At 68.0% G+C, this 11,153-nt stretch carries 7 protein-coding genes; 5 read left to right on the forward strand and 2 right to left on the reverse strand.

The genetic code is table 11. The features are described 5' to 3' along the window. Positions 1–20: 20 nt before the first annotated feature. Complete coding sequence (locus OG562_RS21090; protein ID WP_266400025.1) at positions 21–2,708, reverse strand: transglycosylase domain-containing protein; 2,688 nt, start codon at positions 2,706–2,708, stop codon at positions 21–23. A 353-nt stretch (positions 2,709–3,061) separates the two neighbouring features. Between OG562_RS21090 and OG562_RS21095 the strand changes: the two genes are divergently transcribed. The 4 genes from OG562_RS21095 (at position 3,062) to OG562_RS21110 (ending at position 6,878) form a co-directional block, all read left to right on the forward strand. Then, entirely contained in the window at positions 3,062–3,745 is a 684-nt protein-coding gene (locus tag OG562_RS21095) for a PadR family transcriptional regulator (RefSeq protein ID WP_266400027.1), read from the forward strand. Positions 3,746–3,790: 45 nt separating this feature from the next. Next, positions 3,791–4,873, forward strand: coding sequence for an inositol-3-phosphate synthase (locus tag OG562_RS21100; RefSeq protein WP_266400029.1), 1,083 nt, complete (start codon positions 3,791–3,793; stop codon positions 4,871–4,873). A 95-nt stretch (positions 4,874–4,968) separates the two neighbouring features. After that, a complete protein-coding gene (locus tag OG562_RS21105) occupies positions 4,969–6,231 on the forward strand; it encodes an MFS transporter (protein WP_266400031.1) in 1,263 nt (420 codons plus the stop codon). Between the two features lie 125 nt (positions 6,232–6,356). Further along, positions 6,357–6,878: a hypothetical protein gene (locus OG562_RS21110; protein ID WP_266400032.1), complete on the forward strand. Its 522-nt coding sequence runs from the start codon at positions 6,357–6,359 to the stop codon at positions 6,876–6,878. Positions 6,879–6,976: 98 nt separating this feature from the next. Here OG562_RS21110 and OG562_RS21115 read toward each other — a convergent pair whose 3' ends face one another. Further along, positions 6,977–8,443 (reverse strand): CCA tRNA nucleotidyltransferase, encoded by a 1,467-nt coding sequence (locus OG562_RS21115; protein WP_266400034.1) that lies wholly within the window; start codon positions 8,441–8,443, stop codon positions 6,977–6,979. 257 nt (positions 8,444–8,700) lie between these two features. On the opposite strand from OG562_RS21115, the gene OG562_RS21120 reads away from it, so the two are divergent. Further along, positions 8,701–11,133, forward strand: a complete 2,433-nt coding sequence (locus OG562_RS21120) for a DUF6049 family protein (RefSeq protein ID WP_266400036.1) — start codon at positions 8,701–8,703, stop codon at positions 11,131–11,133. The last annotated feature ends 20 nt before the right edge of the window (positions 11,134–11,153 follow it).

An 11,153-nucleotide genomic window follows, 5' to 3' on the forward strand; every position in this document is an offset into this window, starting at 1 on the left:
CGAGTCGGGCGATAGCGCGGTTACCCGGCTGGACCTCCGAAGAGTCCTCCGTTGCCGTTGCCGTTTCCTCTCGAGGTGTCGCTCGTATCCGTAGCGGTCGGTGTCGGGGTCGTGTCCCCGCCCGTGCCGCCCGTGTCGGTGCCACCCGTGTCCGTACCGCCCGTGTCATCACACCCGAAGAAGGTGTTACAGGTGTCGGTCGGCGAGGGGGAGGGCTCGGGCTCCGACTCCGTGGCGGTCGGTGTCGGGGACGGCTCCGGCTCCTCGCTCTCGATGTCCGCGGGAGTCGGAGTCGGGGACGGTTCCTCGTTGACGACCTCACCGATGGGCTCCGGCTCCGGGAAGTCCTTCACCGGCGTGCCCTCCAGCGCCTCGGCCATGTAGTCGTGCCAGATCTGGGCCGGGAACGATGCACCGTGGATCTTCGCCTCGCCGCCCGTTCCGTACATCTCCAGGAACGTGCGGTTCTTGTTCGTCTCGTCGTCGTCGTAGCGGAACATGGTCACCGCGGTCGACAGCTGCGGGGTGTAGCCCACGAACCAGGCGGACTTGTTGCCGTCGGTGGTACCGGTCTTGCCGGCCACCTCACGGCCCGGCAGCTGGGCGGCGGTGCCCGTGCCCTTGTCGACCACGGTCTTCAGGACGTCCGTGACGTTGTCGGCGACCTTCGAGGTGTACGCCTGCTTCGTCTGGGTCTCGTGCGTGAAGATCTGGCCCTTCTCGCTCGTGACCTTCTCGACGGAGTACGGGTCACGCTGCTTGCCGCTGGAGGCGAAGGTGGCGTACGCACCCGCCATACGGATCGCGCTCGGGTCGGAGATGCCGATCGAGAACGACGGGAAGCCGGTGCCGGTCAGGCTGTTCTCCCGCAGGCCCGCACTGACCGCGGCTTCCTTCACCTTGTCCAGACCGACATCCATGCCGAGCTGCACGAAGGCGGAGTTCACCGACTCACGCATCGCCTCACGCAGGTCGATCTTGAATTTGGGCGCGCTGCCGGCGGAGACGTTGCCGTCATTGGTCTGCAGCCACTCCTCGCCCTTCTCGTTCTTCCAGATCGTGCCGTCGTAGTTCCTGATCTTGAGCTTGTTCTGGCCGCTGAACAGACTGTCGGGGGAGACGATGGTGCGCTCGTCCTGCGCCTGGGACGAGCCCAGATCCGGATCGCGCACGCCCCAGGTCATCGCGGCCGCGAGCACGAACGGCTTGAACGTCGAACCGACCTGGGCACCGGTCTGGTCGGCGTTGTCGGTGAAGTGCTTGGTGGCGTCCTCACCGCCGTAGATGGCCCGGATGGCACCGGTGTCCGGTTCCACGGACGCCCCGCCGAACTGGACGTGCGTATCCGTCTTCGGGCGCTGGTCCGGCTTGATCTTGGCCTTCTGGACCTTCTTGACCGCCGCCTCGAGTTCCGTGACCTTCTTCTTGTCGAAGGTCGTGTAGATCGAGTAGCCGCCCTGTTGCAGCTGGTTCTGGGTGATTCCGGTCGTCTTGCTGTTGGTGACCAGATAGCTGTTGGCGAGGTCGACGAGGTAGCCGACCTGCCCCTTCAGGTCGGTGTTCGACCGGGGGTTCTTCCACTTGGGAAGCGACGTGTACTTGGCCCGCACCGAGGCGTCGAGGTGCCCGTACTCGACCATCTTGTCAAGGGTGTCCTGCATCTGGAGCAGGGCGCGCTTGCTGTTCTTCTCGGGCGTGGCGTTGATCGAGTCGATGGACGTCGCGCCCGCCGGGTCGTAGTACGTGGCGCCCTTCAGCGTGGCGGCCAGGAACGCGCACTCGCCCGGGTCGAGCTTGATGGCGTCCTTGTCGAAGTAGGCACGCGCGGCGGCCTGGATCCCGTAGGCGCCGCGACCGTAGTACGCGGAGTTCAGGTAGCCGGCCATGATGACGTTCTTGTCGACCTCGGCCCCCACCTTGACCGACACCATGATCTCCTTGAACTTCCGGGAGATCGTCTGCGACTGGTCGTTCAGCATGGCGTTCTTGACGTACTGCTGGGTGATCGTCGAACCACCCTGTGTCTGTCCGCCCCGCGCCATGTTGAACACGGCGCGCGCGATGCCTTTGGGGTCGATGCCGTTGTCGTCGTAGAAGGTCTTGTTCTCCTGCGAGATCACCGCCCAGCGCATCTCCTCGGGGATCTGCGAGAGGCCGATGATCTGACGGTTCGTCTCGCCACCGGTGGCAACCATCTGGCTGCCGTCCTTCCAGTAGTAGACGTTGTTCTCCGCCTCCGCCGTATCGGCGACCTTCGGGATGCCCACCACGGCGTACCCGATGCCCGCGACGGCCACCAGGCTGCCCACGAAGCCGACGAACAGGCCGGTGACGAGCTTCCAGGACGGCACCCAGCGCTGCCAGCCGTCCTTCTCGGAGCGCGGATAGTCAATGAGGCGCTTCCGGCCGGGCGCCGAGCGCCCTCTGCCCCGTCCGGGCCCGGACGGGTCGCCACGGCGGCCCCCTGCGGGCTCGGCCGTTCTGCGCCGGCCGCCCGAGCTTCTCTGGGACGCGCGCCGGGCCTCGGCGCGGCTGCCGTACGACTCTTCCTCGTCTCCGGACCCGTAACCCAACCCGTAGTCGGAAGGAGATCCGGTGGCGCCTCGCGGTGCCGCGCGGCGGCCGGAGGACGGACCGGACTGGCCGCGTCGGGCCGCGGCACGTCCGCCTTCCTGCGGCTGCGGCGGTTTGCGACGGTGCTCGCTCATCGAACGATTACTCCTCGGGCAGGCGCATCCGTGCGCGCCTGGAAAGGGCGGCTGGTTTCCTGTCCCCCCGAAGTACGGATGCGGTCGGTCGCGCATTCACCCGTACGGCACCGAGGACCTCGACGCCCCCCGGCGTCTCATGGGTCCCGGTGGTGTGCATGGCGCACAGACTACGCACCGTCAAAACCTGCCTTGCCCCGAGGTTCACCTCAAATCAGGCAAGTCGCCTGCAACGAATCGGTGATGTGATCCCGTTCACCGTCTCCCCACTTGTCCCATCCGGAAGGCCGTTCTATCGTCGTGATGTATCGAGTCGATACATCAGCGCGAGATAAGGCCAGGAGGAGGCGACGATGAGCCGGCGTTCCGGGATCCTCGAGTTCGCCGTACTCGGCCTGCTCCGCGAGTCCCCTATGCACGGGTATGAGCTGCGCAAACGGCTCAACACGTCACTGGGTGTGTTCCGTGCGTTCAGCTACGGGACGCTGTATCCCTGCCTCAAGACGCTCGTCGCCAACGGCTGGTTGATCGAGGAACCGGGGAACACGACCGAGGACGCCCTCGCCGCACCGCTCACCGGGCGTCGCGCCAAGATCGTCTACCGGTTGACGGCTGAAGGTAAGGAGCACTTCGAGGAACTGCTCTCGCAGACGGGGCCCGACGCGTACGAGGACGAGCATTTCGCCGCACGCTTCGCCTTCTTCGGGCAGACGTCGCGCGATGTTCGCATGCGCGTACTGGAGGGCCGCCGCAGCCGGCTGGAGGAGCGTCTGGAGAAGATGCGCGCCTCCCTGGCGCGCACCCGGGAGCGCCTCGACGACTACACGCTCGAGCTCCAGCGCCACGGAATGGAGTCCGTGGAGCGCGAAGTGCGCTGGCTGAACGAGCTCATCGAGAGCGAGCGGGCCGGACGGGACCTGAAGGGTTCCGTCCCGGGGGGGTCCGCACAGCAGAACACCACATCTGGAGCGGCGGGCGGCCTGCCCCGTCCCGGGGACACCCCCGGGACGGATCCGTCCGACGACACCACCACATGAGGTCCAGTCAGGGCCTCACCTCGAATCACACAGGGAGCAACCGGAATGGGTTCGGTTCGCGTAGCCATCGTCGGCGTGGGCAACTGCGCCGCCTCGCTGGTACAGGGCGTCGAGTACTACAAGGACGCCGACCCGGCGTCCAAGGTCCCGGGCCTGATGCACGTGCAGTTCGGCGACTACCACGTCGGTGACGTCGAGTTCGTCGCCGCGTTCGACGTCGACGCGAAGAAGGTCGGCCTCGACCTCTCCGACGCCATCGGTGCCAGCGAGAACAACACCATCAAGATCTGCGACGTCCCGAACAAGGGCGTCACGGTCCAGCGCGGCCACACCCTCGACGGTCTCGGCAAGTACTACCGCGAGACCATCGAGGAGTCCGCCGAGGCCCCGGTCGACGTGGTCCAGGTCCTCAGGGACAAGCAGGTCGACGTGCTGATCTGCTACCTGCCCGTCGGTTCCGAGGACGCGGCGAAGTTCTACGCCCAGGCCGCCATCGACGCCAAGGTCGCGTTCGTCAACGCCCTCCCGGTCTTCATCGCCGGCACCAAGGAGTGGGCGGACAAGTTCACCGAGGCGGGCGTCCCGATCGTCGGCGACGACATCAAGTCGCAGGTCGGCGCCACCATCACGCACCGTGTGATGGCGAAGCTGTTCGAGGACCGCGGTGTCCGTCTCGAGCGCACCATGCAGCTCAACGTCGGCGGCAACATGGACTTCAAGAACATGCTGGAGCGCGACCGCCTCGAGTCGAAGAAGATCTCGAAGACGCAGGCCGTCACCTCGCAGATCCCCGACCGCGACCTGGGCGAGAAGAACGTCCACATCGGTCCGTCGGACTACGTGCAGTGGCTGGACGACCGCAAGTGGGCGTACGTCCGCCTCGAGGGCCGCGCCTTCGGCGACGTCCCGCTGAACCTGGAGTACAAGCTCGAGGTCTGGGACTCCCCGAACTCGGCTGGCGTCATCATCGACGCCCTGCGCGCCGCGAAGATCGCCAAGGACCGCGGCATCGGCGGCCCGATCCTGTCGGCGTCCTCGTACTTCATGAAGTCCCCGCCGGTTCAGTACTTCGACGACGAGGCCTACGCCAACGTCGAGAAGTTCATCCGCGGCGAGGTCGAGCGCTAACCCGACACCCCGCTGAAAATTCGCTCCTGCCAGGGCTGACGAGGGCCCCCGGGTCATGTGATCCGGGGGCCTGCACGTATGTGAGGCTGTGCCCCATGTCCGTCGTCCGTGATCTGCGCGTCCTGCTGCGCTTTGGGAACTTCCGTCGCCTGCTCGCCGTACGGCTGCTCTCCCAGTGCGCCGACGGCGTCTACCAGGTCGCGCTCGCCACGTACGTCGTGTTCTCCCCGGAGAAGCAGACCTCGGCCGGCGCGATCGCCTCCGCGATGGCGGTCCTGCTGCTGCCGTACTCCCTGATCGGCCCCTTCGCCGGCGTCCTGCTGGACCGCTGGCGCCGCCGACAGATCCTCCTCTACGGCAATCTGCTGCGCGCCGTGCTGGCGTCGGCGACGGCGGTGCTGATGCTCAGCCACGTCCCCGACTGGCTCTTCTACGTCTCCGCGCTGTGCGTCACCGCGGTCAACCGCTTCGTCCTCGCCGGTCTCTCCGCGGCGCTGCCGCGCGTGGTCGACGCCGAGCGCCTGGTGATGGCCAACTCCCTCTCCCCGACCGCCGGAACGCTGGCCGCGGTCGCGGGCGGCGGTCTCGCCTTCGTCGTCCGGCTGGTGGTCGCCGACTCCGACGCCGCGGTCGTGCTGCTGGGCTGCGCGCTCTACCTGTGCGCCGCGCTCGTCTCGCTGACGATGGCCGCGGATCTGCTCGGGCCCGACCGTGAGCAGGTTCCGCAGCGGCTGACGGCCGCCCTCAAGGGCACCGCACACGGCCTCGCGGCCGGCGTACGCCATCTGACCGCGCCTCAGCGCAGGGAGGCCGCCTGGGCGCTCGGCTCGATCACGCTGATGCGCTTCTGCTACGGCGCTCTGACGGTCATGGTGCTGATGCTCTGCCGGTACGCCTGGTCGTCCGGCACGGACGAGGGACTGGCCCTGCTCGGGCTGGCCGTGGGCATCTCCGGCGTCGGCTTCTTCGTCGCGGCCGTGGTGACCCCGTCGGCGGTGGGACGACTGGGCCCGGGCCGCTGGATCGTCGTCTGCTCCACGGCCGCCGCCGTCCTGGAGCTCGCCCTGATGCTGCCGTTCGCCGAAGTCAGCGTGTTCGTCGCGGCGTTCGTCCTGGGGCTCGTCACCCAGGGCGCGAAGATCGCCACGGACACCGTCGTCCAGTCCTCCGTGGAGGACGGCTTCCGCGGCCGGATCTTCTCCCTCTACGACGTCCTGTTCAACGTCGCCTTCGTCGGCGCCGCCGCTGTGGCCGCCCTGATGCTGCCGCCTGACGGTCGCTCGGTCGCGCTGGTGGTCACGGTCGCCGTTATCTACGGAGCAATTGCTGGCGCTATGGCCCGCTTTGAGCGCCAGTAAGTGTCACATCAATGACACAGACTGCCCCTCGACTTCAAGGTTGTCAGTGGGTCCCGGTACTTTACGTGCGTCTTACAGTGCATCTGCTTTCGAGCCACACGTCCAAGTTCTTAGGGGGACCCCAAGTGTCGACTCCGCCGCCCCAGGGCCAGAACCCATTCGCCCAGCAGGGCCAGCAGCCCCAGGGCCAGGCACCGTACCCGCCGCAGCCCGGCTACCCGCAGCAGCCCGGCCAGCCCGGCCAGCCCGGCCAGCCCGGCTACCCCGCCGCACCCTATGGCGCGGTCCCGCCGGAGCAGCCCCGCCGCAAGCTCAGCTTCAAGACGATCAAGAACATCGTGGTCGTCATCGCCGTCATCGGCGTGGCCATCGGCGGTTACATAGCCAGCCGGGACGACGCCGACACGGCGGCGGTCGGCGACTGCATGCACCGCGGCAGCAGCAGCGACGACAACCCCGACCTCGAGGTCGTCGAGTGCAGCTCTTCTAAGGCGCAGTACATCGTGCTGGCCAAGGTCGAGGGCTCGTACACCGCGCTCACGGCCGACAGCAAGTGCGCGGAGAAGGCCAAGGACTTCCAGTACTCGTACACCGAGAGCGGTGACGGCAGCGACTTCCTGCTCTGCCTGAAGGACTACTCGAAGTAAGGCAGTGTGGAGAGGGGCGGTGTTTCACGTGAAACACCGCCCCTTCACTGTCCGCCGGGGGTCATGTTTCACGTGAAACATGACCCCGTTTCGCAGCCTCAGTCCTGCTGGGTCCACCACTCCTTGAGCGCCGCCACCGCCGCGTCGTACTCCATCGGCCCGTGCTCCAGGCGAAGTTCCAGCAGCTGCTTGTACGCCTTGCCGATGGCCGGGCCGGGACCGATGCCCAGGATCTCCATGATCTGGTTGCCGTCGAGGTCGGGACGGATCGCGTCGAGCTCTTCCTGCTCCTTCAGCTGAGCGATCCGGTCCTCCAGCCCGTCGTACGCGCGGGAGAGCGAGGCCGCCTTGCGCTTGTTCCGGGTCGTGCAGTCCGAGCGGGTCAGCTTGTGGAGACGTTCGAGGAGCGGCCCCGCGTCACGGACATAGCGACGGACCGCGGAGTCCGTCCACTCGCCAGTGCCGTAGCCGTGGAAGCGCAGGTGGAGCTCGACCAGCCGCGAGACGTCCTTCACCAGCTCATTGGAGTACTTGAGCGCCATCATGCGCTTCTTGGTCATCTTCGCCCCGACCACCTCGTGGTGGTGGAACGAGACACGGCCGTCCGTCTCGAACCGGCGCGTACGGGGCTTGCCGATGTCATGCAGCAGCGCCGCGAGCCGCAGGGCGAGGTCGGGGCCGTTCTCCTCCAGCGCGATCGCCTGCTCCAGGACGATCAGCGTGTGCTCGTAGACGTCCTTGTGACGGTGGTGCTCGTCGCTCTCCAGACGCAGGGCCGGCAGCTCCGGCAGGACATGGTCGGCGAGCCCGGTGTCGACCAGGAGCGCCAGGCCCTTGCGCGGGTGCGTGGACAGGATCAGCTTGTTCAGCTCGTCCCGTACACGCTCCGCGGAGACGATCTCGAGGCGGTCGGCCATCTCCGTCATAGCCGCGACGACCTCGGGAGCGACTTCGAAGTCCAACTGGGCGGCGAAGCGAGCCGCACGCATCATCCGCAGCGGATCGTCGGAGAAGGAGTCCTCGGGCGTGCCCGGAGTGCGCAGCACTCGCGCCGCGAGGTCGCCGAGGCCGCCGTGCGGGTCGATGAACTCCTTCTCGGGGAGCGCCACGGCCATCGCGTTCACGGTGAAGTCACGCCGGACGAGGTCCTGCTCGATGGAGTCGCCGTAGGACACCTCGGGCTTGCGCGAGGTCCGGTCGTAGGCCTCGGAGCGGTAGGTGGTCACCTCGATCTCGAAGCGTCGGTCGACGTCGCCGACGCGAGCCTCCTTCTGCACCCCGACGGTGCCGAAGGCGATCCCGACCTCCCACACGGCGTCGGCCCACGGCCGGACGATCTTCAGGACGTCCTCGGGGCGGGCATCCGTGGTGAAGTCCAGGTCGTTGCCGAGCCGGCCGAGCAACGCGTCCCGGACCGAACCGCCGACCAGGGCGAGGGAGAACCCGGCCTCCTGGAAACGGCGGGCGAGGTCGTCGGCGACAGGCGCGACGCGCAGCAGTTCGCTCACCGCGCGGTGCTGCACCTGGCTCAGGGCACTGAGGTTGTCTTCGTTGGCGTTCGGCACAACAGAAAAGGGTACGTGGCCCGGCAGGCCGCGAGCGCCCGGTTTAACAGGGGTGGACACCCCACCCGAAAGCGCGCAAGGTCAGTGTTTGAGGAAGTTCACAGCCACTCGCCCTCATACGGGCATATAGGGGACAGCTCGGCCGTCTTCCCTGATCTTGTGGACCAGTCCGCGGCACTTCCCCTCAGCGCGCATCGTTACCATGCGTGGACGCACATTCCGACGACCACTGACGACGACGAGGGACGGGCGAACGCGTGGCCGAGGCGGCAGACTTCCCGGGGACGAGTCCCTCACCTGCCCGCCGGTGGCTGCGGCGCACCGGCGTACTGCTCGCCGGGGCGCCTCTGCTGGCCGGTCTGCTCCAGCTGCCCGCCGCATCCGCGGACGCCGCCGAACAGATCTCCGCCAAGGCCGCCTCCGACACGGGCACGGTGGCCGTCTCCGTCGACTCGCTCAGCCCGCAGACCCCCGCCGACGGGGACACCCTGACCGTCTCCGGCACGGTGACCAACGAAGGCAAGCAGGCGGTCACCGACGCCCACGTGGGGCTGCGGGTGGGATCGGTGCTGACGACCCGCTCGTCGATCGACGACCTCGCCGGTCACGCCGACGACCTCTCCGGCAACGACGGCCCCGAGGTGGGCGGCAAGTACGTCGCCGAGTTCTCCAAGCTCACACCGGGCGTGGCCGAGCACTTCAGCATCTCCGTGCCGGTCGACGAGCTCGACCTGGGCGGAGACGGCGTCTACCCGCTGGGCGTCTCCCTGTCGGGCGAGACCTCGGCGCAGCCGTGGGAGCAGCTGCTGGGCATCCAGCGGACCTTCCTGCCGTGGCAGCCGGATCAGGCGGACACCGCGACGAAGACGACCGTGCTGTGGCCGCTGGTCTCCACCGTCCACATGACGGCCGAGACCGGTTCGAACGCGCAGCAGACGCCGGTCTTCCTCAACGACGACCTGGCCAAGGAGATCTCTCCGGGCGGCCGCCTGGACCAGCTTCTGAGCCTGGGCAAGGAACTCGACGTCACCTGGGTGATCGACCCGGACCTGCTGGCCTCCGTCGACGCGATGACCGGCAGCTACCGGATCCGGGGCGACGGCGACACCACCACGGCCGGCACGCATCAGACCGTCGCCAAGCAGTGGCTCGCCGAGCTGCAGCAGGCGGTGCTGGACAAGGAGGTCGTCGCCCTGCCCTTCGGCGACCCGGACCTGGCCTCTCTCGCCCACAACGGCACCGGCGTCACCGGCTCGCTGAGCCAGCTCAAGGCCGCCACCGACGTCGCCGCCACCACGGTGGAGACGATCCTGCACGTGACGCCCAGCACCGACTTCGCCTGGCCGGTGGAGGGAGCGGTGGATCCGTCGATCGTCAAGGTCGCCACCTCCGCCGGCGCCGACCAGGTGATCGCGCGCAACGACAGCCTCAAGGAGACCGGCGGTCTGTCCTACACCCCCTCGGCGGCCCGGCCCATCGGCGGCGGCACCACGGCGGTGGTCGCGGACGCGCGGCTGTCCAAGGCGTTCCAGGGCGATCTGACGAAGGCCTCCGCGTCCACGCTGGCCGTGCAGGCGTTCCTCGCGCAGAGCCTGGCGCTGAACATGCAGACGGACAAGCAGCGCAGCATCGTCGTCGCCCCGCAGCGCATGCCGACCGCGAGCCAGGCCCAGGCGATGGCGGCGGCGGTCACGGCCCTCGAGGGCGGCACGTGGTCGCAGTCACAGCAGCTCACGGCGGCCGCCAAGGCCAAGCCCGACTCCGGCGCCACCACGAAGGTGCCGTCTCGATCGGCCTACCCCTCCTCGCTGCGCAAGCAGGAGCTGCCGCGGTCGGCCTTCGAGCAGATCGCGGCCACCCAGGACAAGCTCGACAACTTCAAGGTGATCCTCACCGACGAGTCCCGGGTGGTGACCCCGTTCGGGCGGGCCGTCAACCGTGAGATGTCCACCTCGTGGCGGGGCCGGGCCACGGCGGCGAGCACCTTCCGCGAGGACGTGCGGACCTACCTCGTCTCGCTCGCCGACCAGGTCAAGCTGATCGACAAGTCGGAGACCAAGCTCTCCGGGCGCAGCGCGACGATCCCCGTGACCGTGCAGAACAACCTGGTACAGGGCGTCGACCACCTGGTGCTGCGGATCACCTCGACGAACCCGACCCGTCTGGAGTTCGACGACAAGTCCTACATCCAGCAGTCCATCGCCGTCTCCGGCGGGCACAGCACGACGGTGAAGTTCACCACGTCCGCCAACGTCAACGGCAAGACGACCCTGACCGCCCAGCTGTTCACCGAGGACGGCCAGGCGTACGGCGCTCCGGTCAACTTCGACGTGAAGGTCACCGAGATCACGGCCGCCGTGATGCTCGTCATCGGCGGCGGCGTGCTGCTGCTCGTGCTGGCCGGCTTCCGGATGTACACCCAGCGCAAGCGGGCCGCTGCCCGGGCGGCCGAGGAGGAGGGTCCCGACGACGAGACGGACGAGACCGCCGACGGCCCGACCGTGGAGAATGCGGAGCACGCAGGGCACGCGGAGCGCACGGCGGACCCCGGGGGCTCGCAGGAGTGTCCCGAGGAAGAGTCCGTCGCCCGGTCCGGGGCAGACGACCCGGAGCAGCCGAGTGACGAGACACCGGACACCGCAGCGGAAAGCACCGACCCTTCCGGGACGGGTGAGAGAGTGGACCGTTGAGGATGTCGTGGCCGGTGGGC

It is taken from the genome of Streptomyces sp. NBC_01275, assembly GCF_026340655.1.
Taxonomy (GTDB): domain Bacteria; phylum Actinomycetota; class Actinomycetes; order Streptomycetales; family Streptomycetaceae; genus Streptomyces.